This is a genomic window from Burkholderia sp. Bp9099 (assembly GCF_003857805.1).
Lineage (GTDB): Bacteria > Pseudomonadota > Gammaproteobacteria > Burkholderiales > Burkholderiaceae > Burkholderia.
Map to the genome: position 1 here is coordinate 95,743 of NZ_QTPU01000019.1, position 26,491 is coordinate 122,233.

Annotated in this window: 26 protein-coding genes; 5 read left to right on the plus strand and 21 right to left on the minus strand. The window is 67.0% G+C overall.

Translation table 11 applies throughout. The annotated features are described in order from the left end of the window. Nucleotides 1–54: 54 nt before the first annotated feature. The 17 genes from rnc to DIE17_RS22680 all read right to left on the minus strand — a co-directional run bounded on the left by rnc (nucleotide 55) and on the right by DIE17_RS22680 (nucleotide 15,867). Nucleotides 55–1,350, minus strand: coding sequence for a ribonuclease III (gene rnc, locus DIE17_RS22600; RefSeq protein WP_124487452.1), 1,296 nt, complete (start codon nucleotides 1,348–1,350; stop codon nucleotides 55–57). A gap of 153 nt (nucleotides 1,351–1,503) precedes the next feature. Beyond that, nucleotides 1,504–2,397: a signal peptidase I gene (lepB, locus tag DIE17_RS22605; protein WP_124487453.1), complete on the minus strand. Its 894-nt coding sequence runs from the start codon at nucleotides 2,395–2,397 to the stop codon at nucleotides 1,504–1,506. A 16-nt stretch (nucleotides 2,398–2,413) separates the two neighbouring features. Next, entirely contained in the window at nucleotides 2,414–4,207 is a 1,794-nt protein-coding gene (gene lepA, locus DIE17_RS22610; RefSeq protein WP_044844766.1) for a translation elongation factor 4, read from the minus strand. 238 nt (nucleotides 4,208–4,445) lie between these two features. Next, a complete protein-coding gene (locus tag DIE17_RS22615; protein ID WP_124487454.1) occupies nucleotides 4,446–4,682 on the minus strand; it encodes a glutaredoxin family protein in 237 nt (78 codons plus the stop codon). Nucleotides 4,683–4,689: 7 nt separating this feature from the next. After that, the gene (locus DIE17_RS22620; protein WP_124487455.1) at nucleotides 4,690–6,195 is read right to left on the minus strand and encodes a DegQ family serine endoprotease; all 1,506 of its coding nucleotides are present in this window, start codon (nucleotides 6,193–6,195) and stop codon (nucleotides 4,690–4,692) included. A 16-nt stretch (nucleotides 6,196–6,211) separates the two neighbouring features. Next, complete coding sequence (locus DIE17_RS22625) at nucleotides 6,212–7,264, minus strand: MucB/RseB C-terminal domain-containing protein (protein WP_124487456.1); 1,053 nt, start codon at nucleotides 7,262–7,264, stop codon at nucleotides 6,212–6,214. A 5-nt stretch (nucleotides 7,265–7,269) separates the two neighbouring features. Next, nucleotides 7,270–7,887 (minus strand): sigma-E factor negative regulatory protein, encoded by a 618-nt coding sequence (locus DIE17_RS22630; protein WP_124487502.1) that lies wholly within the window; start codon nucleotides 7,885–7,887, stop codon nucleotides 7,270–7,272. 87 nt (nucleotides 7,888–7,974) lie between these two features. Further along, nucleotides 7,975–8,574: an RNA polymerase sigma factor RpoE gene (gene rpoE / locus DIE17_RS22635; protein ID WP_006752490.1), complete on the minus strand. Its 600-nt coding sequence runs from the start codon at nucleotides 8,572–8,574 to the stop codon at nucleotides 7,975–7,977. A gap of 91 nt (nucleotides 8,575–8,665) precedes the next feature. Beyond that, on the minus strand, nucleotides 8,666–9,130 hold the full coding sequence (locus DIE17_RS22640) for a hypothetical protein (RefSeq protein ID WP_124487457.1): 465 nt from the start codon (nucleotides 9,128–9,130) through the stop codon (nucleotides 8,666–8,668). Between the two features lie 12 nt (nucleotides 9,131–9,142). Next, nucleotides 9,143–10,375, minus strand: a complete 1,233-nt coding sequence (gene fabF, locus DIE17_RS22645; protein ID WP_044844772.1) for a beta-ketoacyl-ACP synthase II — start codon at nucleotides 10,373–10,375, stop codon at nucleotides 9,143–9,145. Nucleotides 10,376–10,539: 164 nt separating this feature from the next. Further along, a complete protein-coding gene (gene acpP, locus DIE17_RS22650) occupies nucleotides 10,540–10,779 on the minus strand; it encodes an acyl carrier protein (RefSeq protein WP_004197638.1) in 240 nt (79 codons plus the stop codon). 144 nt (nucleotides 10,780–10,923) lie between these two features. Continuing rightward, entirely contained in the window at nucleotides 10,924–11,673 is a 750-nt protein-coding gene (gene fabG / locus DIE17_RS22655; RefSeq protein WP_044844773.1) for a 3-oxoacyl-ACP reductase FabG, read from the minus strand. A gap of 36 nt (nucleotides 11,674–11,709) precedes the next feature. After that, a complete protein-coding gene (gene fabD, locus DIE17_RS22660) occupies nucleotides 11,710–12,642 on the minus strand; it encodes an ACP S-malonyltransferase (RefSeq protein WP_124487458.1) in 933 nt (310 codons plus the stop codon). Between the two features lie 85 nt (nucleotides 12,643–12,727). Beyond that, on the minus strand, nucleotides 12,728–13,717 hold the full coding sequence (locus tag DIE17_RS22665; RefSeq protein ID WP_044844775.1) for a beta-ketoacyl-ACP synthase III: 990 nt from the start codon (nucleotides 13,715–13,717) through the stop codon (nucleotides 12,728–12,730). Then, the gene (gene plsX / locus DIE17_RS22670) at nucleotides 13,718–14,824 is read right to left on the minus strand and encodes a phosphate acyltransferase PlsX (protein ID WP_044844776.1); all 1,107 of its coding nucleotides are present in this window, start codon (nucleotides 14,822–14,824) and stop codon (nucleotides 13,718–13,720) included. Nucleotides 14,825–14,953: 129 nt separating this feature from the next. Continuing rightward, complete coding sequence (gene rpmF / locus DIE17_RS22675; RefSeq protein WP_006051932.1) at nucleotides 14,954–15,133, minus strand: 50S ribosomal protein L32; 180 nt, start codon at nucleotides 15,131–15,133, stop codon at nucleotides 14,954–14,956. A gap of 98 nt (nucleotides 15,134–15,231) precedes the next feature. Next, nucleotides 15,232–15,867, minus strand: a complete 636-nt coding sequence (locus DIE17_RS22680) for a DUF177 domain-containing protein (RefSeq protein ID WP_124921309.1) — start codon at nucleotides 15,865–15,867, stop codon at nucleotides 15,232–15,234. 265 nt (nucleotides 15,868–16,132) lie between these two features. Here DIE17_RS22680 and DIE17_RS22685 point away from each other — a divergent pair, with 265 nt between their 5' ends. Both DIE17_RS22685 and DIE17_RS22690 read left to right on the plus strand, forming a co-directional pair. Next, on the plus strand, nucleotides 16,133–16,765 hold the full coding sequence (locus DIE17_RS22685; protein WP_124487459.1) for a Maf-like protein: 633 nt from the start codon (nucleotides 16,133–16,135) through the stop codon (nucleotides 16,763–16,765). Beyond that, on the plus strand, nucleotides 16,762–17,484 hold the full coding sequence (locus DIE17_RS22690) for an SAM-dependent methyltransferase (protein ID WP_124487460.1): 723 nt from the start codon (nucleotides 16,762–16,764) through the stop codon (nucleotides 17,482–17,484). The genes DIE17_RS22685 and DIE17_RS22690 overlap by 4 nt, the downstream gene beginning before the upstream one ends. Nucleotides 17,485–17,547: 63 nt before the next feature. Here the strand turns inward: DIE17_RS22690 and DIE17_RS22695 are convergent, their stop codons facing one another. The 4 genes from DIE17_RS22695 to DIE17_RS22710 are packed head-to-tail and all read right to left on the minus strand — an operon-like array spanning nucleotide 17,548 to nucleotide 20,629. Continuing rightward, on the minus strand, nucleotides 17,548–18,540 hold the full coding sequence (locus DIE17_RS22695) for a S49 family peptidase (RefSeq protein ID WP_124487461.1): 993 nt from the start codon (nucleotides 18,538–18,540) through the stop codon (nucleotides 17,548–17,550). Between the two features lie 12 nt (nucleotides 18,541–18,552). Further along, entirely contained in the window at nucleotides 18,553–18,963 is a 411-nt protein-coding gene (locus tag DIE17_RS22700) for a Rieske 2Fe-2S domain-containing protein (protein ID WP_124487462.1), read from the minus strand. Continuing rightward, on the minus strand, nucleotides 18,960–19,619 hold the full coding sequence (locus DIE17_RS22705; protein WP_044844782.1) for an HAD-IA family hydrolase: 660 nt from the start codon (nucleotides 19,617–19,619) through the stop codon (nucleotides 18,960–18,962). Before DIE17_RS22705 ends, DIE17_RS22700 begins: the two co-directional genes overlap by 4 nt. A 5-nt stretch (nucleotides 19,620–19,624) precedes the next feature. Continuing rightward, on the minus strand, nucleotides 19,625–20,629 hold the full coding sequence (locus DIE17_RS22710) for an RluA family pseudouridine synthase (protein WP_124487463.1): 1,005 nt from the start codon (nucleotides 20,627–20,629) through the stop codon (nucleotides 19,625–19,627). 724 nt (nucleotides 20,630–21,353) lie between these two features. Between DIE17_RS22710 and DIE17_RS22720 the strand changes: the two genes are divergently transcribed. The 3 genes from DIE17_RS22720 (at nucleotide 21,354) to mobA (ending at nucleotide 26,423) form a co-directional block, all read left to right on the plus strand. Next, nucleotides 21,354–24,533 (plus strand): Rne/Rng family ribonuclease, encoded by a 3,180-nt coding sequence (locus tag DIE17_RS22720; protein WP_124521376.1) that lies wholly within the window; start codon nucleotides 21,354–21,356, stop codon nucleotides 24,531–24,533. 131 nt (nucleotides 24,534–24,664) lie between these two features. Further along, nucleotides 24,665–25,777, plus strand: a complete 1,113-nt coding sequence (gene moaA, locus DIE17_RS22725) for a GTP 3',8-cyclase MoaA (RefSeq protein WP_124521377.1) — start codon at nucleotides 24,665–24,667, stop codon at nucleotides 25,775–25,777. A gap of 28 nt (nucleotides 25,778–25,805) precedes the next feature. Next, complete coding sequence (mobA, locus tag DIE17_RS22730; RefSeq protein WP_124487466.1) at nucleotides 25,806–26,423, plus strand: molybdenum cofactor guanylyltransferase MobA; 618 nt, start codon at nucleotides 25,806–25,808, stop codon at nucleotides 26,421–26,423. Nucleotides 26,424–26,491 lie beyond the last annotated feature (68 nt).

Below are 26,491 nucleotides of genomic sequence, written 5' to 3' on the forward strand. Positions count from 1 at the left end.
TGGGAGACAGGTTCGGAAACGGCCGCGCGACGCGCGGCACGATCGATGGGCAATTCAGTGATCGGCATCGGCCACGCGCGCCTGCGCGGCAGCGAGGCTTGCGCCGCCCTGCGGCGCCTCGGGGCCGGGCGCCGCGGCGTCGCGGGCGCGCGGCGTCGCACGCGAAGCGGCGTCGGAACCGGCAGCAGGCTTGTCGGCGGACGACACGGCCGGATCGGTCGCCTGGCCCGCCGGCTTGTCGGCTGCACGGGGCGCGCCTTCGGCTGGCTTGTCAGTGCGTTCGGCTGGCTTGTCCGCCGCGCGCGCGCCGGGTTCGCTGCGATCCGCCGGCTTGTCTGACGGTTTGTCGGTCGCCTTGTCGGCAGGTTTCTCGCCAGGCTTGTCGGCCGTCGGTTTCGCGGGCCGGTCGGCCTTGTCCGCGGCTGTATCGACATGCGCCGCGCGAATCGCGGCCATCGGCGCCTGCGCCGGCCGATCGCCCGGCTGTGCGCCGGCATCGGCCGCTGCGGACGCGGCGGCGGCCGCCTTCGCGTCGCGCGCCGCCGCACGCTCCTTGCGCTCCGGAGAACGCAGGTCGAGCGCTTCCTGCACCCCCTTCACGCCGGGCACGATTTCAGGCTCGACATGCTTCGACCCGCGTGCGTTCTTCGAACGCTTCGGCTTCGCGGCCAGCATCGGCGCGGCTGCCAGCACCTCGTCGAGCGCCTTCTTCGCGGCGGCCTGCTCGGCCGCCCGCCGGCTCGCGCCGGAGCCCGACACCTTCACGTCGAGCTTCGGCACCGTGCATTCGACCTCGAACTGCTGATTGTGCGCCGCACCATGGGTCGCGACGACCGTGTAGGTCGGCAGCGCGATCTTGTGCCCCTGCAGGTATTCCTGCAGCAGCGTCTTCGCGTCCTTGCCGAGCGTGCGCGGATCGATGTGGTCGAGAATCGGGATATAGAGGCGCTTGATGACCCCTTGGGCGGCTTCGAAGCCGCCATCGAGGAATACCGCCCCGATGATGGCTTCGAACGCGTCCGCGAGGATCGACGGGCGACGGAAGCCGCCGCTGCGCAACTCGCCCTCGCCCAGCCGCAACCCTTCGGAAATATTCAGGGCCTGAGCGATTTCATACAGCGACTGCTGCTTGACGAGATTGGCGCGCACGCGCGACAGGTCGCCTTCGTCCAGCTTGCTGAAACGCTGGAACAAAAGGGCGGCCACCGCGCAATTCAGAACGGAATCGCCGAGAAACTCGAGCCGTTCGTTGTGCGTGGCACTGTGACTGCGATGGGTCAAAGCCTGGCGCAACAATTCCGCATTGCGAAATTCGTAGCGCAGCCGGCTTTCCAACTGGGATAGGGGCATGTGCAGGAGTATAACGCGGGCGCCGGTCGGGCCGAAACGGCACGGCCGGACGCGAAAAGGCGTGACGAGGCGGTGTTGCCGCCGGTTCTTAAAGTAGTTCGGCAATACGCGACGCGGCCCGTGCGTCGCGTATTGCGTGTGAATCGAATACGGTCAGTTGAAGGAACCGATGCGCTTCAGGTCGCCGAAGTTCATCCAGATGAAGAACGCACGGCCGACGATGTTGTTGTCCGGCACGAAACCCCAGTAGCGGCTGTCCGCGCTGTTGTCGCGGTTGTCGCCCATCATGAAGTAGTGACCGGGCGGCACCTTGCAGATCACGCCGCGGCTGTTGTACGTGCAATTGTCGCGATACGGATAGTCGTAGGCGCCCATCACGAACGGCGGCACGGCGGGATTGTTGAGGATCGCGTTCTTCTTCGTGCCGATCGTTTCCTCGAACTGCTTCGCGTAGTTCTGGCGCTCGTCGTCGAAGAAATCCGGCAGCGGCGTTTCGGGCACCGGCTGGCCGTTGATCGTCAGTTGCTTGTCCTGGTAAGCGACCGTGTCGCCCGGCAGGCCGATCACGCGCTTGATGTAGTCGACCGACTCGTCCTTCGGATAACGGAACACGACGACGTCGCCGCGCGACAGCGGGCTGCCCTGCGTGATCTTCGTGTTCGTGATCGGCATGCGCAGGCCGTATTCGAACTTGTTGACGAGGATGAAGTCGCCGACCAGCAGCGTCGGCACCATCGAGCCCGACGGGATCTTGAACGGCTCGACGATGAACGAACGCACGACGAACACGGCCAGGATCACCGGGAAGAAGCTCGCGGTGTACTCGAGCCACCACGGCTGGCGCAGTTTTTCGTCGCGCAGCTTCGAACGCGTCTGCCCCGCGTTTTCGTCCGCGAAACGCTTGTCGATACGCGACTGCTGACGATCGAACTCCTCGATCGCCGCGTCGGCCGCCTTGCGCCGCTGCGGCAGGAACACCAGTTTGTCCAACACCCACGCTACGCCCGTCACGACGACGAGCACAAAAAGAATCAACGCAAAATTCATAAAAGGATCAGTCCTGTTATTTGTCTTCGACGCGCAAGATCGCGAGGAACGCCTCCTGCGGGATCTCGACCGAACCCACCTGCTTCATGCGTTTCTTACCTTCTTTCTGCTTCTCGAGCAGTTTCTTCTTTCGCGTGATGTCGCCGCCGTAGCACTTCGCGAGCACGTTCTTGCGCAGTGCCTTGATGTTCTCGCGTGCGACGATGTGCGCGCCGATCGCGGCCTGGATCGCCACGTCGTACATCTGGCGCGGAATGATCTCGCGCATCTTCGCGGCAACCTCGCGACCGCGGTATTGCGACTGCGACCGGTGCACGATGATCGACAGCGCGTCGACCTTGTCGCCGTTGATCAGCATGTCGACCTTCACGACGTCCGACGAACGGTATTCCTTGAACTCGTAGTCCATCGACGCATAGCCGCGCGACACCGACTTCAGGCGATCGAAGAAGTCGAGCACGATCTCGGCCATCGGGATTTCGTACGTGAGCTGCACCTGGCGGCCGTGATACTGCATGTTGATCTGCGAGCCGCGCTTCTGCTCGCACAGCGTGATCACGGAACCGACGTAGTCCTGCGGCATGTACAGGTTCACGGTGACGATCGGCTCGCGCACTTCGGCGATGCGGCCGGGCTCCGGCATCTTCGCCGGGTTCTCGACCATGATCGTCGAGCCGTCGCTCTGCACGACCTCGTAGACGACCGTCGGTGCGGTCGTGATGAGGTCCATGTCGAACTCGCGCTCGAGTCGCTCCTGCACGATTTCCATGTGCAGCAGCCCAAGGAAGCCGCAGCGGAAACCGAAGCCGAGTGCCTGCGACACTTCCGGCTCGTACTGCAGCGATGCATCGTTGAGCTTCAGCTTCTCGAGCGATTCGCGCAGCGCGTCGTACTGGTTCGCCTCGACCGGATAGAGGCCCGCGAACACCTGCGGCTTCACTTCCTTGAAGCCCGGCAGCGGTTCGGCGGCCGCCTTGGTCGCGTGCGTGACGGTGTCGCCGACCTTCGCGGCCGTCAGTTCCTTGATGCCGGCGATGATGAAACCCACCTGCCCCGCCGACAGCGAGTCGAGATTGCGCGACTTCGGCGTGAACACGCCGACGTGCTCGACCGGATACTGCGCGCCGGTCGCCATCATCTTGATCTTGTCCTTCGGACGCAGCGTGCCGTTGACGATCCGCACGAGCATCACGACGCCGACGTAGTTGTCGAACCACGAGTCGATGATCAGCGCCTGCAGCGGCGCGGCCGGATCGCCCTTCGGCGGCGGCACCTTCGCGATCAGCGCTTCGAGCACGTCCTCGACGCCGAGACCCGTCTTCGCGCTGCAGCGCGTCGCGTCGGTCGCGTCGATGCCGATCACGTCCTCGATCTCCTCGATCGCATTCTCGGGGTTCGCGGCCGGCAGGTCGATCTTGTTCAGCACCGGCACGACCTCGACGCCGAGCTCGATCGCCGTGTAGCAGTTCGCGACCGTCTGCGCCTCGACGCCCTGGCTCGCGTCGACCACGAGCAGCGCCCCTTCGCACGCGGACAGCGAACGGCTGACTTCGTACGAGAAGTCGACGTGCCCCGGCGTATCGATCAGGTTGAGGTTGTAGACCTTCCCGTCGCGAGCGCGATAGGACAGTGCAGCCGTCTGCGCCTTGATCGTGATGCCGCGCTCGCGCTCGATATCCATCGAGTCGAGCACCTGCGCTTCCATTTCACGGTCGGCGAGGCCGCCGCATACCTGGATGATGCGATCCGCGAGCGTCGACTTGCCATGGTCGATGTGCGCGATGATCGAGAAATTGCGAATATGATCCATTCAGTGCCGATCAAGCGAAAAAGGCGCGCTCGACGACTGCGGAGCACGCCTTGTAAGTCGGTGAAAAAACGGCTTATTTTAGCCGAAAAGGCCTTTGCCGGGCGGTAATTTGGGACGCCCGGTCAGGGACGCCCGGTCAGGGACGCCCGGCCAGGGACGCCCCGCCGGAGGCCCTGGCCGGCGCGTCCGCCGCCGGAAGCCCCGCGCAACGCGCGGCCGGCCGGCAGCAGAGCCGGGTTCAGCGCCGAGCCGCGAGCGCGCCGCGCACCCTCGCCTCGTCGAACCGGTGGCGGCACACTTCCGTGCCATCCAGCAACAGCACCGGCACGTCCTCGTCGTAACGCGCAACGAGTGCCGGATCCGCATCGATGTCGACGTAGTCGACCGCGACGCCGAATTCGGCCGCCAGCGGCGCCAGCGCATCGCGCAGGTCGTCGCACAGATGGCACCAGCCGCGGCCGTAGAGCGTGAACATCGGCGCGTTACTTCTGAACCGCGCGCGGGCGCACCGGCACGAACTGCGTGTTGTCGCCGCGCCGCACCAGCACCGCGACCGCCTTCTGCGGATCGAGCTGCGCGGTCACGTCGGCGAACTGCTTCGCGCTCGTGATGTCGGTGTCGCCGACGCGCAGCACGATGTCGCCGCGCTGCAGCCCCGCTCGGGCCGCCGGGCCGTCGACGCCGTCGATCTGCACGCCGTTCTTCAGCTTCAGCGACTTCAGCTGATCCGCGGAAAGGTCGCTGACCGTCAAGCCGAGCGAATTCGCCTGGCGCGGCTTCTGCGGCGCGCTCTTGCGCTGCTCGGCCTTCGCCGTCGTCTCGGCCGGCGTCTCGGCGATCGTGATCGGCAGATCGCGCGCCTGACCCTTGCGCCATACGCTGACGGTCGCCTTGGTGCCCGGCTTCGTGTCGCCGACCATGCGCGGCAGATCCGACGCCGCATCGACCGGCCGGCCGTTGAACTTCAGGATGATGTCGCCCGGCTGGATACCGGCCTTGTCGGCCGGACCGCCCGGTTCGACGCTGCTGACGAGCGCGCCTTCCGCCTTCGGCAGCCCGATCGAGTCGGCCACGTCCTTCGTCACCTCGCCGATCGCCACCGCGATGCGGCCGCGCGTGACCTTGCCGGTCGCCTTCAGCTGGTCGGCCACGCGCATCGCCTCGTCGATCGGGATCGCGAACGAAATGCCCATGAAACCGCCGGTGCGGCTGTAGATCTGCGAGTTGATGCCGATCACCTCGCCCTGCATGTTGATCAGCGGGCCGCCCGAGTTGCCGGGGTTCACCGCGACGTCGGTCTGGATGAACGGCAGGTAATCGCCCGTGTTGCGGCTCTTCGAACTCACGATGCCGGCCGTCACGGTGTTGTCGAGGCCGAACGGCGAACCGATCGCGACGACCCACTCGCCGACGCGCACCTTGTTCGAATCGCCGATCGCGACGACCGGCAGGTTCGACGCCTGGATCTTGACGACCGCGACGTCCGTGCGGTCGTCGACGCCGATCAGCTTCGCCTTGAATTCGCGCTTGTCGGTCAGCGTCACGTAGATGGTGTCCGCGTCGTCGACGACGTGCGCGTTGGTCATCACGTAGCCGTCTGCCGACACGATGAAGCCCGAACCGACACCGCGGTTCTGTTCGGTGTCGGGCGGATTGTCCGGCGCCGGCGCGTTCTTCGGATTGCCATTACCGCCGCCACCACCGTTGCCGGGCGCCTGCGGCAGCGGAATGCCGAAGAAGCGCCGGAAGAATTCCGACATGTCGCCATTATCGAAGCCTGGCGGGAGCACGCCGCGCGGGCCGGGCGTCGGCACGTTCGCGGTGGTCCGGATGTTCACGACAGCCGGCCCGACCTTTTCGACCAGATCGGCGAAATCGGGAAGGCTGGCAGCGGGAGGCGTGACCGCGGCCGCGGTATGCGGGGCGAGCGGCAGGCAGGCACACAGCACCGCCGCCGCGAACACTTTGCGCAGCGTGAGTTTCGTCATGTCGGAAGCCGTAGCGTTACTTGGAAGCCTTGTATTCTATGGCAGACGCGAACTGCTGCAACGTGGCCGGCGGCACTTCGCCGAGCACGGTGATCCAGTAGTCGCCGCGACGCTTCACGAGCACGTGGGTCGCGCCGGTGCTGCCCGCGCCTTCCTTGCGCGTATTCTTTTCGGCCGGCTCGATGAAGACGGAGATCGTCGCGAGGCCGTCCGTGAAGACGGCCTGGTCGACCGGAATCGGCGGATCACCGGCGTCACGCGCGGCCATCGGCCGGCGCACCTCGCGAATCTTCCGGAAGCCGGCGATGGTCGGCGCGATCTGCCAGCCCTGCGCCTCCATGTCGACCGCCGCGACCGGCGGGCGGACCACCGTCCAGCCGCTCAGGTTGCGCATGCCGGCCGCGATCGCGGATTTGTCACCGGTCGCGCCGCCCGTCTGCAGCTGCGAAAACGCGACCTGCTCGAGCACGTGATCGCTCGCATCGAGCGTCTGTGAACGCAGCAGCAGCCCGGTGCGGGTGTCGGCCCACAGCTTGTAGGTGAAGCGGTACGCGTCCTTCGGCACGAGCTCGACCACCTGCGCGTCGATCCCGGCCACACGGTCCTTGCCGAGCAGCTTCGCGTCGTAGACGGACATCACGTGCTCGCCGCCGGCACCGAGCAGCGCGGGGAACGAATCGCGCGTCTGGCGGCGCTCGACCACGCACAGCTTGCGCTCGGGCACGAACGTGTACAGCTCGTCGTTATGCCGCAGCACCTTGCGCGGCTTGCCGTCGAGCGACTCGATCCGCTCGAACTCGCCGTCGCGGGACGCCACATGCGCGATGCGCGACGACTGGACATACCCGCCGCGCTGGTAGACGAACGTACCCTCGTAGCTCTGCTGCTGCGCCGCCTGCTGGATGCGGTCGAGCCAGTCCGCCGCACCCTTGCGGGTCGCGACGGGATCGTCCGGTTGCTGGGCGCTGGCAGGCAGGGATTGAACGGACAACAGGGCGGCTGCGCAAAGCAGGAGAGCCGGCAGCCGCTTCCATCCGGAGATGGCGTGATTCAACTGCAATGTCCGCATCGGGTTTATTGGCCTGGCGTGGTGGTCACGGCAGCGCGGATCAGCGGCATCGAGCCCGTGACGACGGGCTGCTGCGCGAATTGCTGATGCGCTTCAAGGTATTGGTCGAGACTTGCGTCGCGGATGATGTTGACGTCCTGCAGGCCCGGCTGCGCGGATGCCTGTGCAACCGTCACGCGCTGCAGGTTGCCGCTCTGCGGCGCGCCTGCCGATGCGACCTGGACGGCGCCCGGCACACCCGCCGTCTGCATCTGCGGGACGACGATCCACGTCAGCGTGGCTGCCGCGGCGGCCACCGCGAACGCGGGCACGACACGCCGGCGCAGCGACAGCAGCTTGCGCGCGACCGGCGCGGCGGCCGGCGCGAGCAGGTGCGGCTCGCTTTCGAGCGCGGCGGACATGCGCGCGGTGAACGCGACGCTCAGCGCAGGCGACAGCGCGAGCTCGTCCGAGCGCAGCGCATCGCCGATCAGGTGGTAATGGGCCCACGCAGCGCGATCCGCGCGGTCGAGCTCAGCCAGAAACTGCCCGTGATCCGGGCCGTCGAACAGTTCACCGTCGACCAGAGCGGAAAGGCGCTCGCCGCGCGAGCACGCTTGCGACTGCGTATTGACCGACCCCATGATGCTCCCCATCTTGCACACACCCCGTCGTGATTTCACGACTCTATCCGTAATAGACCCCGACCCGCGTCGTTGCGCCCGTCGCGCTTACCAGCGCTTGCCTTCGGGCGTATCGAGCAGCGGACGCAATTTCGCAGCGATTGCCTCGCGCGCCCGGAAGATCCGCGACCGGACCGTCCCGATCGGACAATCCATCATTTCCGCGATCTCTTCGTAGCTCAAGCCTTCGATCTCGCGCAGCGTAATCGCCTGGCGCAGCTCTTCGGGCAGGACGGCCATTGCAGCGTTGACCGTCTCGGCAATCTGCTTGCTCATCAACATCGACTCAGGCGTGTTGATATCCCTTAGTTGGTCTGCGTCGGAGAAAGTTTCCGCTTCCTCGGCATCGGCCTCGGTGGAGGTCGGTGCCCGCCGGCCCTGCGTCGCAAGGTAGTTCTTCGCCGTATTGACGGCAATCCGGTACAACCACGTGTAGAACGCCGACTCGCCGCGAAATTGCGGCAGCGCACGATACGCCTTGATGAACGCGTCCTGGGCCACATCCTCGACCTCGGCGGGATCCCGCACGAGGCGCGAGATCAGCCGAATGATCTTGCGGTGGTATTTGGAGACCAGGAGTTCGAACGCTGCCTTGTCGCCTTTCTGTACGCGCTCGACCAGAGCCTGATCGATTTCTTTTTCACTCACCTGACAAATCCGTTAACTAGGGATGCAACGCGGAGCGTTATTGTAGCGTTCCGGCGCCGGCCGCTGGTTACGGCTGGTAACCGCGCCGCCGTCATGCCCGCCCCGCCGTGCCCGCGGTACGCGCCAGCACGGACAGCGCGCTGAACGACGCGGTGTCGAGCGCATCGGCCGGAATCAGCAACGGCCGCGCGCGCCGGGCGCCCTGCCCGACCGACAGCACGAGCAGCAGGCTGCTCCAGTGTGCATGACCCGTCACGCGGCCCCGGGCCAGCAAGCGCCCGGTGCGGCCAAACGCCGCAATCTCCCCGAATGCATCGATCCGCAACTCGGCCGGCAGCCGGCGGGCACAGGCTCGCGCGGCGCACACGGCAAGCAGCGCGGCCGTCGCCGCCGACACGCACGCGCCGGCAGCGGCACCGGCCCGCGGCGCCCAGAACAGGTACGCGGAGACGGCCGCCGCCGCGACGAACGCGGCCAGCACCACATACGACACGGCCGAGGCCCGCAATGCAAAGCATTGCGGACGCCCGGCCGGAGCATCGAATGGACTCGTCAAGCGATTTCAGCGTCAGACGCGCTTGAACACCAGCGTGCCGTTGGTACCGCCGAAGCCGAAGTTGTTCTTCACGGCCACGTCGATCTTCATGTCACGCGCGGTGTTCGCGCAGTAGTCGAGATCGCACTCGGGGTCCTGATTGAAGATGTTGATGGTCGGCGGCGACACGTTGTTGTGCAGCGCCAGCACCGTGAACACCGACTCGAGGCCGCCCGCGCCACCCAGCAGGTGACCCGTCATCGACTTCGTCGAGTTCACCACGAGCTTGTACGCGTGCTCGCCGAATGCCGCCTTCACCGCATCGGACTCGTTCTTGTCGCCGAGCTGCGTCGACGTGCCGTGCGCGTTCAGGTACTGGACCTCGTCCGCGTTCACGCCGGCGTCGCGCAGTGCCGCGACCATGCAGCGGCGAGGACCGTCCATGTTCGGCGCGGTCATGTGGTACGCATCGCCCGTCATGCCGAAGCCCGAGACCTCCGCATAGATCTTCGCGCCGCGTGCCTTCGCCGCCTCGTATTCCTCGAGCACCATCACGCCTGCACCCTCGCCCAGCACGAAGCCGTCACGGTCCTTGTCCCACGGACGGGACGCGGTGGCCGGATCGTCGTTGCGGGTCGACAGCGCGCGCGCGGCCGCGAAACCGCCGATGCCCAGCGGCGACACCGTCGATTCGGCGCCGCCCGCGACCATCACGTCGGCGTCGCCGGCCTGAATCAGGCGCGCCGCGAGGCCGATGCTGTGCAGACCGGTCGTGCAGGCCGTCACGGCCGCGAGGTTCGGGCCCTTCAGGCCGAACATGATGCTCAGGTGACCCGAGATCATGTTGATGATCGAACCCGGCACGAAGAACGGCGAAATCCGGCGCGGGCCGCGATCGACGTAGGTCTGGTGCGTGTCTTCGATCATCGGCAGGCCGCCGATACCGGAGCCGACCAGCACGCCGATGCGTTCCGCATTGGCTTCGTTCACTTCGAGGCCGCTGTCCCGGATCGCCTGGACGCCGGCTGCGATGCCGTAATGGATGAACGTATCCATGTTGCGGGCTTCCTTCGCCGGGATGTACTCCTCGGCGCTGAAACCCTTCACTTCGCCCGCGAAATGGCAGGCGAGGTTCGACGCATCGAACTTCGTGACGGTGGCGATACCGGACTTGCCGGCGACGAGATTGGCCCAGCCGTCGGCAACATTATTGCCAACAGGCGAAATCAGCCCCAGGCCTGTAACAACAACACGACGGCGGCTCACGGTAACCTCTTTTCCATTATTGGATGACAAAAACAAAAGCCACAGTGGCCACAGGAACCAGCCCTGCGAGCCCTGTGGCTGTTAGTCCGTCCGGCACGAAGCCGGCAGGATGGCGCGTCAATCGCGAAGATCGCGGCGACGTGGCGGACAAGCGCGAAAGGCGCTTACGCCTTGACGTTTGCGCGAGCGTAGTCGATCGCTTGCTGAACGGTCGTGATCTTCTCTGCTTCTTCGTCCGGGATTTCCATGCCGAACTCGTCTTCCAGAGCCATCACCAGTTCGACCGTGTCGAGCGAATCCGCGCCCAGATCGTTCACGAACGATGCTTCGTTCTTGATCTCGGCTTCCGCGACGCCCAGTTGCTCAGCGACGATCTTCTTGACACGTTGTTCGATGTTATCCATTACCCCTCCGAGGGAAAGTTCAGATTTACAAGTGCGCGCATTTTATCAGGTTTGCTGACGGCAAAACGCGCGTTGGCTTGATGGTCGATCAAGCACCGATCCGCCTGAAAAACGGGATACGGCGCGGATGGTAAACGAAAACCGTTACGACATGTACATGCCGCCGTTCACGTGCAGCGTCGTGCCGGTGATATAACCGGCCTGCGGCGATGCGAGGAACGCGACGGCATGGGCGATGTCTGCCGGGCTGCCGAGGCGGCCGAGCGGAATCTGGGTCTTGAGCGCGGCCTGCTGTTCTTCCGGCAGCGTCTTCGTCATGTCGGTGTCGATGAAGCCCGGCGCGACGCAGTTCACCGTGATGCCACGGCTGCCGATTTCACGTGCAAGCGCACGCGTCATGCCCGCGACGCCGGCCTTCGCGGCCGCGTAGTTGACCTGGCCCGGGTTGCCGGCCGAGCCGACCACCGACGTGATGTTGATGATGCGGCCGCCGCGGGCCTTCATCATCGGGCGCAGCACCGCGCGCGACAGGCGGAACACCGACTTCAGGTTGGTGTCGATCACCGCATCCCAGTCCTCGTCCTTCATCCGCATCGCGAGCTGGTCCTGCGTGATCCCCGCGTTGTTGACGAGCACGTGGAGCGCGCCGAATTCCTTCACGGTCGCGTCGATCAGCGCTTCGGCTGCCGCCGCGTCGTTGACGTTCAGCACCGCGCCGCGGCCCGTCACGCCCGCTTCCGCGAACCCGGCGGTAATCGCGGCGGCGCCCGATTCGCTCGTCGCCGTGCCGATCACCGTCGCGCCCAGGCGCGCGAGTTCGAGCGCGATCGCCCGGCCGATGCCGCGCGATGCGCCGGTCACGATCGCGACCTGTTTATCGAGAGTCTTTTCCATGAATCGAATATCCGTCTCTTGAGGAAAGGCGCCGCGTCAGGCGGTCGCCAGCTTCAGTGCTTCGTCGAGCGAAGCCGGATCGAACACCGATGCGCCGACCAGGTTGCCGTCGATGCGCTTCGTCAGGCCTGCCAGCACCTTGCCCGGACCGCATTCGATCACGTGCGTGACGCCCGTGCCCGCGATGTGCCGCACGCATTCGACCCAGCGCACCGGGCCCGCGGCCTGGCGCACCAGCGCGTCCTTGATCGCGGCCGGATCGCTGACCACCGCGACGTCGATGTTGTTGACGACCGGAATCTGCGGCGCCTTCACGTCGACGCTCGCCAGATAGTCGCGCAACTGGTCCGACGCCGGCTTGAGCAGCGACGAATGGAACGGCGCCGATACCGGCAGCGGCAGCGCGCGTTTCGCGCCCTTCGCCTTCGCGATCTCGCAGGCCTTCTCGACGGCCGCCTTCGCGCCCGCGATCACGACCTGCGCCGGCGCGTTGAAGTTCACCGCTTCGACGATGCCCGCTTCCGCGGCTTCGGCGCACACGGCGCGCACCGTGTCGTCATCGAGACCCAGGATCGCCGCCATGCCGCCCTGGCCGACCGGCACGGCCGTCTGCATCGCCTGCGCGCGGAAGCGCACGAGCGGCACCGCGTCCTTGAACGCGATCGCGCCCGCGGCGACGAGCGCCGTGTATTCGCCGAGGCTGTGGCCCGCGACGATCGACGGTGCCGGACCGCCGGCCTGCTGCCATGCGCGATAGCACGCGTAGGCGGCCGTCAGCATCACGGGCTGCGTGTTGGTGGTCAGATTCAGCTCTTCGGCCGGACCTGCGGCGATCAGCTTGCCGAGATCCTGATTGAGTGCATCGGATGCTTCCTGGAGCGTCTCGCGCACGACGGCGAGATCGGCGAATGCGTTGAGCATGCCGACCGACTGCGAGCCCTGCCCCGGAAAAACGAATGCGAATTTCATATCGTCCCCAATTGAATCGATTCGGACGGCGCGCACGAACGGCGCGCCGGTTCGGGATCCGCGCGCAGCAATTGCGCGCCGCGGATCAGTAGCGGAAGACGGACGCGCCCCACGTGAAGCCGCCGCCGACGCCTTCGATCAGCACGTGCTGACCGCGCTGGATGCGGCCGTCACGCACCGCGGCGTCGAGCGCCAGCGGGATCGACGCAGCCGACGTGTTGCCGTGCTGGTCGACCGTCACGACCATGCGCTCCTGCGGCAGGCCGAGCTTGCGGCAGGTGCTGGTCATGATGCGGATGTTGGCCTGGTGCGGAATCAGCCAGTCGACCTGCTCGGGCGCGAGATTCGCCTTGGCGAGCGCCTCGATCGCGACCTTTTCGAGCACGTTGACCGCGAGCTTGAACACGGCCTGCCCATCCATGTACAGGAACGCGCTGCCGTCGATCACACCGCGATTGACGTTGCCCGGCGTGCAGAGGATGTTCGAATAGCTGCCGTCCGCGTGCAGCGCGCTGCCGAGCACGCCCGGCTCTTCCGAGGCGGACAGGATCACCGCGCCCGCGCCGTCGCCGAACAGCACGCAGGTCGTGCGGTCCTTGAAATCGAGAATGCGCGAGAACGTCTCCGCGCCGACGATGAGCGCCGTGCGGTGCTGGCCGCTGCGGATGAAGCTGTCGGCCGTCGCCATCGCATAGGCGAAGCCCGAGCACACGGCCTGCACGTCGAATGCCGCGCCGCCGTTCTTGATGCCGAGCTTGTTCTGCAGCAGGCAAGCCGTGCTGGGGAACACGAAATCGGGGGTCGAAGTCGCGACGATGATCAGGTCGATCGACTGCGGATCGATATCGGCCGCCTCGATCGCACGGCGCGCCGCTTCGAGCGCGAGATCGCTCGTCGTGACGTCCGGTGCGGCGAAATGGCGCGCATGGATGCCCGTGCGCGCAACGATCCACTCATCGCTCGTCTCGATGCCTTCCTTCGCGAGACGGTCGGCGAGCTGCTGGTTCGTGACCCGGTCGGGCGGCAGGTAGCTGCCCGTGCCGAGCACGCGGGAATAGAGAGTCGATTGGGCCATTTATGCTTTAGAGGATTGCGCAGCGGAAGGTTCGGCGTGGTGGCCTGCGGCCGGGCTCGTCGGGCCTGCGCCGCCCGCGTCGTGTTCGCCGTCGCCGAGCGACACCGAATTGTCCGCCATCGCACGCGTGAGGCGCTCCAGCACGCCGTTTTTGACGGCATCATAACCCCGTTTGATCGCCCACTCAAACGCGTAGGCGTCGGCCGAACCGTGGCTTTTGATCACGAGGCTCTTCAGCCCCAGCAGCGCCGCGCCGTTGTACTGGCGGTGATCGACGCGCTTCTTGAAACGCATCAGCACCGGCAGCGCGAGCAGCGCCATCAGCTTCGACATCAGCGACCGGCCGAACTCCTCGCGGATGATGTCGGACAGCATCTGCGCGAGCCCTTCGGACGTCTTCAGCGCGACGTTGCCGACGAAGCCGTCGCAGACGATCACGTCGACCGTGCCTTTGTAGATGTCGTTGCCTTCGACGTTGCCACGGAAATTCAGCGTGCTGGCGCGCAGCAGTTCGCCGGCGCGCTTGATGGTCTCGTTGCCCTTGATGACCTCTTCGCCGATGTTCAGCAGGCCGATCGTCGGACGCTCCTTGCCTTCGAGCGCGGCGACGAGCGCGTGCCCCATCTCCGCGAACTGCAGCAGGTGCTGCGGCTCGCAGTCGACGTTCGCGCCGAGGTCCAGCATCATCGTGTAGCCGGTCGGGTTCGGCAGCGCGAACGCGATCGCAGGCCGCTCGATGCCGGGCAGCGTCTTGAGCACATAACGGGAAACGGCCATCAGCGCGCCGGTGTTGCCGGCGGAAATACAGGCCTGGGCCGCGCCTTCCTTGACGTGGTTGAGCGCGACACGCATCGAAGAATCCTTCTTCTTGCGCAGCGCCACTTCAACAGGGTCGTCCATCGCCACGACTTCGGTGGCGGGCACGATGGTCAGCGCGGGATCGTCGAGGGCTTTCAGCTTTTTCAGCTGAGCGCGGATCGCGCTTTCGATGCCGACGAGCATCAGGTGCGCATCGGGATGCGCGCGGACGAACTTGACTGCCGCGGGAACGGTCACGGACGGGCCGTGGTCGCCTCCCATGCAATCGATTGTGAGCTTTACGGTCATGGAATGCGACGAATTTCAGGCACAAAAAAGCGGCAGTTGAATGCCGCCTTTTTGTTGAGCCAGGAAAGTGTCAAGCGAACCAGTTGTCACGCGAACGGCGATCGTAGCGCGCAACGCGTGACTTGACGCTTAGTCGTTCTTCGTCTTGACGACTTTCTTGCCGCGATAGTAGCCGTTCGGGCTGACGTGGTGACGCAGGTGCACTTCACCCGTGCTCGGCTCGACTGCCAGCGGCGCTGCCGTCAGGAAATCGTGCGAACGATGCATGCCGCGCTTCGACGGCGACTTCTTGTTTTGCTGGACTGCCATGACTAACTCCTAAATAATTTTCCGGATTCTAACACAGCCCGATCCGGCGCTTAACTACCCTGGCCCAAAGCCCTTACGCCTTCCCGCGCCACAACTGCTTAGTGTTTCTTGCTGCCGTCCCCGCCCTTCTTCAGCGCTTCCAGCGCTGCGAACGGATTCGGCCGTTTGCCTTCGTCCTCGTCTTCGGCGGACTCGTCGTCCGCGTCTTCCGAAGGACCGCTCGCACCCGACACGAGGCTTTCGTGAACTGCCGGGCAAACCTCGTGCTTGGGCACGAGCGGCAACGAAAGCAGCAACTCCTCTTCGATCAAGTCGACGAGATCGAACTGGCGTGAGCCCACGATCACATCGGCTTCATCGTCGTCGAGCGGAAATTCTTCAGCTTCTTCTTCGGTCGCAACGACCCGGTACGTCATGTCGACGTCGAACGTCTGGTCGTACGGGGTCATGCAGCGCTGACACGTGAGCCACGCATGGCCATGCACCGCGAGGCGCAGATACGGCTGCTGCCCATCGGCGCCGTCGTCCTGCAACTCCTTCTGGGTGAACCCTTCGGCCTGCCACGTGAAGACCGTGTCGCGATCGGGCGCGTCCGCCGGCACTTCGTTCAGCATGCGCGGCAGTTGCGACAGGCGCACGGCACCCGCTGCCTGCCGCCCGCTGCGGGCGAATTCGAACAGATCGACCGCGTGCGGATCAAGCGCTGCCGCAGGCTTGCCAGAAGAAGTGTTCATGTTGCGCTCCTGCCTACAGGCTGACTTGCGGGATCCGGCTTGCTGGCGCCACTCATTTGACGCCGCGCACGTACGCGATCCACGCCGCGTACGCCTCGCACGATTACGTACTTTACTTCCGAAGACCCGGCAGGCGCCACCACTGCGGAAAGCCTGCCGACGAAAAGCGGGAAAGCATACCTGTTTTACCTTTTGCGGTCAATCACTTATGCTTGCGCCCTTGCAACACCGCGCCACACCCGACGACTCACCGACCCAACCGACCATGCCGGATACCGTTTGCCGCCCGCCGCGGCTGATTCTCGCCTCCAGTTCCCGCTACCGCCGCGCGCTCCTCGAGCGCCTCGGCCTGCCGTTCGACGTCGTGTCGCCCGACCTCGACGAAACCCCGCTCGCGGGCGAAGCGCCGGCCGCGACCGCGCTGCGCCTCGCCGGTGCGAAGGCGCGCGCGGTCGCCGCGACGATCGACGCGCCGGACGGCGTGCTGGTGATCGGGTCGGACCAGGTCGCGACGTTCGACGGCCACCAGATCGGCAAGCCCGGCACGCACGAGCGCGCGCTCGCGCAGCTGCTGTCGATGCAGGGCCGCGACGTCGAATTCCACAGCGCGCTCAGCCTTTACGACAGCCGCACCGGCGAAACGCAGAGCGAGGACGTCGTCACGCACGTGCGCTTTCGCTCGCTGCCCGAAGCCGAACTCGATGCGTACCTGCGCGCGGAAACGCCGTACGACGTCGCCGGCAGCGCGAAGTCCGAAGGGCTCGGCATCGCGCTGCTGGATGCCATCGACTCCGACGACCCGACGGCGCTCGTCGGCCTGCCGCTGATCGCGCTCACGCGGATGCTGCGCGCCGTCGGTTATCCACTGTTCGCCGCCCCCCAAGGAGACCGCGCATGACCGCCGGCACGCTCTATCTCGTCCCGAACACGCTCGGCGAGGGCGACGCATCGATGCTCGCCGCCGTACTGCCGGCCGCCGTGCAGGCGCGCGCCGGCACACTCGGCTATTACATCGGCGAAAACGCGAAAACGACCCGCGCGTTCCTGAAGAAGATCGGCACGACGCGGCCGATCCAGGAAATCGAGATCAGCGAACTGAACGTCAATACGCCGGCCGGCGCCATCGACCGGCTGCTCGCGCCCATACTGGCCGGCGCGGACGCCGGCCTCGTGTCGGAGGCCGGCTGCCCGGCCGTCGCCGATCCGGGCGCGCTGCTGGTGCGCCGCGCGCACGAGCGCGGCGTGAAGGTCGTGCCGCTCGTCGGGCCGAGTTCGATCCTGCTCGCGTTGATGGCGTCGGGCCTGAACGGCCAGAGTTTCGCGTTCAACGGCTACCTGCCGGTCGATGCGGCCGCACGTGCGAAGCGCTTGCGCGAACTTGAGCAACTGTCACGCAAGGCGCGCCAGACGCAGATCTTCATCGAGACGCCGTACCGGAACCAGGCGATGCTGGATACGCTGGTCGCGACCTGCGCGCCGTCGACGCAAATCTGCGTCGCGGCCGACCTGACCCTCGAGACCGAGACGATCGCCAGCCGCTCCGTGGCAGACTGGAAAAAGACGCCTGCGCCGAATCTGCAGAAGCGCCCCGCCATCTTCCTGCTGCTCGCGAACTGAAGCCGGCGGCCGCGCGACACGGGGCGCCCTGCCCCGTTCGCCGCGGCGCCGGCCGGCCGCCGCTCAGCGCAGGCTGAACGACGTGCCGCCCGCGGTGAGCGCCTTCATCGCGGCACCGCCGACCGCCGCGCCGAACTTGCGCGCGACGCGGTTCGTCAGGCTTTCCTTCACCGTATAGTCGACGAGATCCGGCGCCTTCAGCACGTCGCGCGCGACCGTGTCGGTCGTGCCGTAGCCGTCGGCGAGCCCGAGCTCGACGCTCTTTTCGCCGGTCCAGAACAGCCCCGAGAACATGTCGGGCGTTTCGTGCAGCCGCTTGCCGCGGCCGTCCTTCACGGCCTTGATGAACTGCGCATGGACCTGGTCGAGCAGCGCCTGCGCGTGGGCATCCATCTTCGGCGTCTCGGGCGAGAACGGGTCGTAGAAGCCCTTGTTTTCGCCCGACGTATGCAGGCGGCGATCGACGCCGAGCTTGCCCATCAGGCCCGTGAAGCCGAACCCGTCCATCAGCACGCCGATCGAGCCGACGATGCTCGCCTTGTCGACGAAGATCTTGTCGGCGGCGGACGCAATGTAATAACCGCCCGATGCGCACATGTCGGTCACGACGACGTACAACGGCTTGTCCGGATACTTCTTGCGCAGGCGGCGGATCTCGTCGTAGACCATCCCGGCCTGCACCGGGCTGCCGCCCGGGCTGTTGATCCGCAGCACGACGCCGGCCGTGCCGCTGTCGTCGAAAGCAGTATCCAGCGCCGTGTTGATGTCGTCGGCGTTCGCGTTGGTGCCCGCCGCGATCTCGCCGTCGATCGTCACGAGCGCCGTGTGGCGCCCGCTCGCCGAGAATTTCGAGTCGCTCGAGAAATCGATCAGCGCGAACGCGAGCAGCACGAACACGCCGAGGAACGCGAAACGGAAGAAGATCTTCCACCGCCGCGCGGCGCGCTGTTCCTTGACGGCCGCGAGCGCGATCCGCTCGAGCGCCGCGCGCTCCCAGTTCGGTTCGCGGCTGTCGGAACGGGACGAGGAATCAGGAAGGTTCGGTTGGTCGGCCATGCAGTGGTGTCGTCAGTCGGTCGTGGCGGGAGGGGGCGAAGCGGCGGGACCCAGGTCGGCATCCGGTAGCCAGAATACCGCACGCCCGTCCGGCGTGTCGCGCTCGTCGACCTCGACCGGCCGCAGGCGGCCGCCGCGGCACGGGCCGCCGACGCACTTGCCGGTATCCGGCGCGTAGATCGCGCCGTGCGTCGCGCACATCAGGTACAGGCCCGACGACTCGAAGAACTGCCCTTCGGCCCAGTCGAGCTCCATCGGCACGTGCGCGCAGCGGTTCAGGTAGCCGTATGCACGGCCTTCGTAGCGCACGAAGAACACGACCGCCTGCTCGCCGCGCAGCGTCGCATCGACGCGCACGCCGGCACCGCCGTCGGCCAGCGCGTCCGATGCGCACACGCGCACGGCATCCGGCGCCGCGCTCACGCGTGCTCCCGCAGCCACGCGGCCAGCGCGCCGACGTCCGGCGCGACGAAGCGCGGTGTCAGCGCGGCCAGCGCATCGGCCGTGTGCGCGCCGTACGCGACGCCGATGCCGGCCGCCCCCGCACTCGCGGCCATCTGCAGGTCGTGCGTGGTGTCGCCGATCATCACGGTACGCGCGAGATCCTGCCCCAATTCACGGGTCAATTCGTGCAGCATTGCCGGATGCGGCTTCGAGAACGTTTCGTCGGCGCAGCGCGTCGCATCGAACAGGCTCGTGAGCTTCGATTGGTCGAGCACGCGGTTCAGCCCGACCCTGCCCTTGCCGGTCGCGACCGCGAGCAGGTAGCCGGTATCGCGCAATTCCGCGAGCAGTTCGCGCACGCCGGCGAACAGCTCGATGCGCTGATCGTCCAGCAGGTAGTGATAGCGGTAGCGTTCGGCCAGCCGCGGATAGTCGGACGGATCGAGGGTCGGAGCAGTAATCTGCAGTGCATCGCGCAGGCCGAGGCCGATGACGTAGCGGGACGCCTCGTCCGACGGCGTGGGCAGGCCGAGATCGCGGCAGGCGGCCTGGATGCTGTGCGCGATGTGCGCAGTCGAATCCATCAGCGTGCCGTCCCAGTCGAAGACGATCAGATCAAATTGCTGTCGGGCCATGCGAGTCAGGCGGTATCGCGCAGAGCGCGGAGTTGATCGAGGAAGCGCCGGCATTCGTCCGGCAGCGGCGCATCGAACTGCAGCGCCTCGCCGGTCAGCGGATGCGCGAGCTTGAGCCGGTGCGCATGCAGGAACATCCGCTTGAGCGACGGTTGCGCGTTCGCGCGCGCCAGCGCCTTGTTCAGTGCGAAATCGCCATACTTGGCGTCGCCGGCGATCGGCAGGCCGAGATGCGCGAGGTGCACCCGGATCTGATGGGTCCGACCCGTCTTGAGTTCCGCCTCGACCAGCGCGTAGTCCGGCCAGCGCTCGATCAGGTTGAACACCGTGTGCGACGGCAGGCCATCGTCCTGTACGCGCACGCGCCGCTCCCCTTCCGGGGTCGAATACTTGAACAGCGGAGCCTTCACCACGCGACGGTGGCCCCAGTCGGGCTGCCATTCGCCGTATCCGCACGCGAAGTAGCGCTTGTCCATCCGGTTCTCGCGGATCTGCTCGTGCAGGCCGACGAGCGCCGTGCGCTTCTTCGCGAGCATCAGGATCCCGGAGGTCTCGCGGTCGAGCCGGTGCACGAGTTCGAGGAATTTCGCGCGCGGGCGGGCCTGGCGCATCTGCTCGATCACGCCGAACGCGACGCCGCTGCCGCCGTGCACGGCGACGCCGGCCGGCTTGTTGATGACGAGCAGCGCGTCGTCTTCGTACAGCACCTCGAACTGCGCGGGCGGCACGATCGGCGTGTCGGCGCGCGCGAGGTCGGCCGCCGCCACCCGCACGGGCGGCACGCGGACGAGGTCGCCGAACGCGAGACGGTACTGGGCGTCGACCCGCCCCTTGTTCACGCGGACTTCGCCGCTGCGCAGGATCCGGTAAATATGGCTTTTGGGCACGCCTTTACAGACGCGCAACAGGAAGTTGTCGATCCGCTGACCGGCCGAGTTTTCGTCGATCTGGATCATCGATACCTGGCCGCTTGCGACTGAATTCTGGGATATTTTGCCTAACTCATTCATACTGAATATAATTTTGCCCAGCCTGACGTTGAGGGTGGCCTGACAGGCCGGTCCCGACGGAATCGGGCAAGGCGCAAGCGCAAACCGTTATTTTACTTGCGCCGGGGGTCTGCTGCTCGCCCCTAATCAAAGAGATGCAGCAAGTTGCACGCACGGCGCCGGCCGTCGGCAAGGATCGCGCCCACAGGCGGATTCGGTCGACCAGGCGCCGCGGTAACGGAAAGTTGGTTGAAAAGAATTTGATCGGCAGCCCGACGGCGCGAGGTGCGTCCGCAGGCTGCCGGTTGCGAAAATTACGGCGTTGCGCCCGATTTGGCCCCGCGAAGCGTGCGGGGCTTGGCGACGTCAAACCAGGGAAGTACACCCCAGGCGGGAAAGTCGGGCTGGATTCGATACTCCCCGCTGCGGCCCAAGCCGCAGCATCTGCCGCCCGTCGGCGCGCGCGACGCATTGCGCGCGCCCCGTGGCAGTGCCCCGGTCTCAGGCTTAGCGCGCTTTCGCAGCGTGCGGTGTGTGGACGCCGTGCTTTGAAGCCGTGTTCGCAGGTGCCCTATGGCCGCCGGCCCCGTCTTTCGGGCCCAAGCGCCTCTTCAGGCAATTCTCCCCGCCATCCTTCCCGCTCCAGCGTGCTTGTGACAACACAACAAGGTGCGGCCTGCCGTCGTTCCCGCCCTCGCGACTGACAACCGCGAGGCGCCGGCAGCAGAGCCGCCTGGAGTCGTTCATGAAACGCATGCTGTTCAATGCGACGCAGCAGGAGGAGCTGCGCGTCGCCATCGTCGATGGGCAAAAGCTCATCGACATCGACATCGAGACAGCCGGGCGCGAACAGCGCAAAGGCAATATCTACAAAGGTGTCATCACGCGCATCGAGCCGTCGCTCGAAGCGTGCTTCGTCAACTACGGCGAAGACCGCCACGGCTTCCTGCCGTTCAAGGAAGTCGCCCGCCAGTACTTCAAGGAAGGCATCGACATGCGCTCCGCGCGCATCCAGGATGCCCTGCGCGAAGGCCAGGAGTTGATCGTCCAGGTCGAGAAGGAAGAGCGCGGCAACAAGGGCGCCGCCCTCACGACCTTCATCTCGCTCGCCGGCCGCTACCTCGTGCTGATGCCGAACAATCCGCGCGGCGGCGGCGTGTCGCGCCGGATCGAAGGCGACGAGCGTCAGGAACTGCGCGAAACCATGGCGCAGCTGCAGATTCCGGACGGCATGAGCATGATCGCCCGCACCGCGGGCATCGGCCGCAGCGCCGAGGAACTGCAGTGGGACCTGAACTACCTGCTGCAGCTGTGGCGCGCGATCGAAGCGGCGTCGCAAAGCGGCAATGCCGGCCAGCCGATGCTGATCTATCTGGAATCGAGCCTCGTGATCCGCGCGATCCGGGACTATTTCCAGCCCGACATCGGCGAAATCCTGATCGACACGACCGAGATCTACGATCAGGCCCGTGCGTTCATGGACATCGTGATGCCGGACAACGTGTCGAAGGTGAAGCGCTACCACGACGACGTGCCGCTCTTCTCCCGCTTCCAGATCGAGCACCAGATCGAGACCGCGTACTCGCGCACGGTGCCGCTGCCGTCGGGCGGCGCGATCGTGATCGACCACACCGAGGCGCTCGTCGCGATCGACGTGAACTCGGCGCGTGCGACCAAGGGCGCGGACATCGAGGAAACGGCGACCCGCACGAACCTCGAGGCGGCCGACGAAGTGGCCCGCCAGCTGCGCCTGCGCGACCTCGGCGGCCTGATCGTCATCGACTTCATCGACATGGAGTCGGCGAAGAGCCAGCGCGAGGTCGAGCAACGCCTGAAGGACGCGCTCAAGCACGACCGTGCGCGCGTGCAGATGGGCAAGATCTCCCGCTTCGGCCTGATGGAACTGTCGCGCCAGCGCCTGCGCCCGGCCCTGTCGGAAGGCAGCCACGTGACGTGCCCGCGCTGTAACGGCACGGGCCACATCCGCGATACCGAATCGTCCGCGCTGCAGGTCCTGCGGATCATTCAGGAAGAAGCGATGAAGGAAAACACCGCGGCGATCCATTGCCAGGTGCCGGTCGAGGTGACCGCCTTCCTGCTCAACGAAAAGCGTCAGGAAATCAACAAGATCGAGTCGCGCTTCAAGGTCGGCATCGTGCTGATCCCGAACAAGCACCTCGATACGCCGCATTACAAGCTCGAGCGCCTGCGCCATGACGACGCGCGCCTCGACGATCCGCGCGCGTCCTGGAAGATGGCCGAGGAAGCCGCCCGCGAACTGGAGTCGGAAACCGGCTACAGCAAGCGCGCGGCCGACGTGAAGCCGAAGCAGGAAGCGGCGGTCAAGGGCATCACGCCCGAGCGTCCGGCGCCGAGCCCGGCACCGCAGCGCCCGGTCGAGCCGGTTGCGGCACCCGCACCGGTCGCCGCGGCGAGCGGCGGCTTCATCGGCTGGCTGAAGGGTCTGTTCGGCATGTCGCCGGCCCCGGCGCCCGCGCCGGTTGCACCGGCACCGGCAAAGGAACAGGCTGCCCGTCCGGCCCGCGAGCGGACCGAGAAGACCGAGCAGCGCGGCGGCGATCGCAACCGCAATCGTCGTGGCGGCGCCCAGCAGGCTCAGGGTGGTCGCGACCAGGCAGCGGCAGGCCGTGGCCAGTCGCAACGCCAGGAACGCGAAGGCAAGGAAGCGCGCGAGTCGCGTGAACCGCGCGAGGGTCGCGAACCGCGTGAAGGCCGCGAGCCGCGCGAAAGCCGTGAAGGTCGTGAGGGCCGCGAAGGTCGCGAGGGCCGTGGCCCGCGCGAAGGCCGCGAACCGCGCGAGCCGCGTGAAAGCCGTGAGCCGCGCGAACCGCGCGAGAACCGCGAACCGCGCGAGCGCACCGAGCAGCCGGAAGCCGTCGAGGCAGCCGGCCGCGGCGAGCGCCAGGAACGCGGCGAACGTCGCGAGCGCGGTGAGCGCCGCAAGCCGACGCAACACGCTGCTACGCTCGAAACCGTCACCCGTGGCGAGAACCATCCGGAAGCGGAAGCCGACCAGGCCGCAGCCGTCGCCCTGCCGGGCGCCGATGTCGCAGCCGACGCGGAAGCCGGCGCACGTGACGGCGAGGAACGTCGTCGCCGCCGCCGCGGTCGCCGCGGCGGTCGTCGCGAGCGCGAGGACGAAGGCGCAGTCGTCGACCACGCCGAGCAAGGCGCGGACGGCGAAGCCGTGCAAGCTGTGACGACGGAAGCCCCGAGCGCGTTCGAGCCGGCCCATACGGCCGCACCGGTCGCCGTGGCAGCGGTCGCCGCAGCGGGCGCCGTGGTAGCCGAGGCCGCAGCCGAGGCCGCAGCCGAACAGCGTGCCGAAGCGGTCGAGCCGGCCGTGGTCGAGCCGCAACCGGCACCGGTTCGCGTCGAAGCGACGCCGGTCGCGCCGATCGAGCCCGCCCCGGTCGCACCGGTCGCCGAATCGGTACCGGTCGCGCCGGCCGCTGCTCCGGAAGCCGGCCCGGCACCGGTCGCGGTGTCGCCGACCGATGCGTTCGAAGTGCCGGCTGCCGTCGAAGCGCCGCAGTTCGCGCCCGTCGAGCAAGCCGCACCGGCACCGGTCGCCGCGGTTGAAGTCGCTCCGGCACCGGTCGCCCCAGCACCGGTCGCGCCGGCAGCCGTCGAACCGGCTCAGGTCCAACCGGCTCCGGTCGAAGCCGTTGCCGCGCCCGCGCCGGCGCCGGTTCAACCGGCCGCTGCGCCCGCTTCGGCGAGCCTCGACGTCGTGCTGGAACAAGCCGGCCTCGTGTGGGTGAACACGGATGCCGACAAGTTCCGCGCTGCCCAGGAAGCCGCGTCGCGCCTGCCGCGTCCGGCCCGCGTGCCGCGCGAGCGCAAGGCGCTGCCGCCGGTCGATACGACCCCGATGCAGCAGGTCGAGACGTCGCACCATTAAGCGGCGCATCGCCCGACCAGGAAAAGCCCGCCTCCGGCGGGCTTTTTCATGTCCGCGCTGCGGGTTTCCGCCCACCGGCCCGGCCGGCCGCTTGCGGCTAAAATAGAAGACTGGCTCGCACTTCTTTCAACATGTCCCGACGCATCATTCCCCTCGCCGACGTCAGCGGGATGCCGGATATCTCCGGCGTCGCGCATACCCCTGACGGCGCCCTGGCCGACACGTTCGCCAGGCCGCTCCGCGACCTGCGCATCTCGGTGACGGATCGCTGCAACTTCCGTTGCGTGTACTGCATGCCGCGGGACGTGTTCGACAAGGACTACCCGTTCCTGCCGCACAGCGCCCTGCTCACGCACGAAGAGATCGAGCGCGTGGCACGGCTGTTCGTCGCACACGGCGTCGAAAAGATCCGGATCACCGGCGGCGAGCCGCTGCTGCGCAAGAACCTCGAGTTCCTGATCGAGCGCCTCGCGCGCCTGACGACCCACGACGGCCGCCCGCTCGACCTGACGCTGACCACCAACGGCTCACTGCTCGCGCGCAAGGCGCGCACGCTGAAGGATGCCGGCCTCACACGCGTGACGGTCAGCCTCGACGCGCTCGACGACACGCTGTTCAAGCGCATGAACGATGCCGACTTCGCGAGCGCCGACGTGCTCGACGGCATCTTCGCCGCGCAGGCCGCGGGCCTCGCGCCGGTCAAGGTCAACATGGTCGTGAAGCGCGGCACCAACGACGGCGAGATCCTGCCGATGGCCGAGCGCTTCCGCGGCACCGGCGTGATCCTGCGCTTCATCGAATACATGGACGTCGGCACGTCGAACGGCTGGAACATGACCGAAGTGCTGCCGTCCGCGGACGTCGTCGCGCGGATCGCCGAGCAGTTCCCGCTCGTTCCGCTCGAGCCGCACACGGCGGCGGAAACCGCGCAGCGCTGGGGCTATGCGGACGGCAGCGGCGAAATCGGCGTGATCTCGAGCGTCACGCAGGCATTCTGCGGCGACTGCACGCGCGCGCGGCTGTCGACCGAAGGCAAGCTGTACCTGTGCCTGTTCGCGTCGACCGGCCATGATCTGCGCGCACTGGTGCGCGGCGGCGCGAGCGACGCCGAGATCGCGACCGCGATCGCCCGGATCTGGCAGGCCCGCACCGACCGCTACTCGCAGCTGCGCGGCAGCGCGGCCGCCGACGCCGCGCCCGACGGCGCCGGCAAGCGCGTCGAAATGTCGTACATCGGCGGCTGACCCGCGCCGCCCGCCCCGCTTTCCCGCGATGTCCGCTTCCGCCTCGCCTTCCATCACCGGCCTGCTGCTCGCGGGCGGGCGCGCGACGCGCATGGACGGCGCAGACAAGGGCCTGCAGCTGCTCGACGGTACGCCGCTCGCGCTGCACGTGCTGCGCCGGCTCGCGCCGCAGGTCGACGAGACGCTGATCAGCGCGAATCGCAACGCCGCGCGCTACGCCGAACTCGGTGCGCCGTTCGATGCGCGCATCGTACCGGACGAAACCCCCGATTTCCCCGGCCCGCTCGCGGGCCTGCTCGCCGGCATGCGCGCGGCGCGCGCACCGCTCGTCGTGTGCTCGCCGTGCGATACGCCCTATTTGCCGGCCGACCTCGTCGCGCGGCTGCACGCGGCGCTCGACGCGCAGCAGGCCGACATCGCGATGGCGGTGACCGTCGACGCGCACCACGCGCGTTCGCCGCAGCCGACCTTCGCGCTGCTGCGCGCGTCGCTCGCCGACGATCTCGCGGCCAGGCTCGCGGCCGGCGAGCGCAAGGTGCGTGCGTGGTACGCACGCCACAAGACGGTCGAAGTCGAGTTTCGCGACGAGCGTGCGTTTTACAATGCCAATTCCTGGCAGGAACTTGCCGCGCTTGCCCGCCGCTGACGGCACCGGCATCCCTTCCCGCCCGCCGCATGCGCCTTCGCGCTTCGGCGCCCTCCGCGCGCCACCGG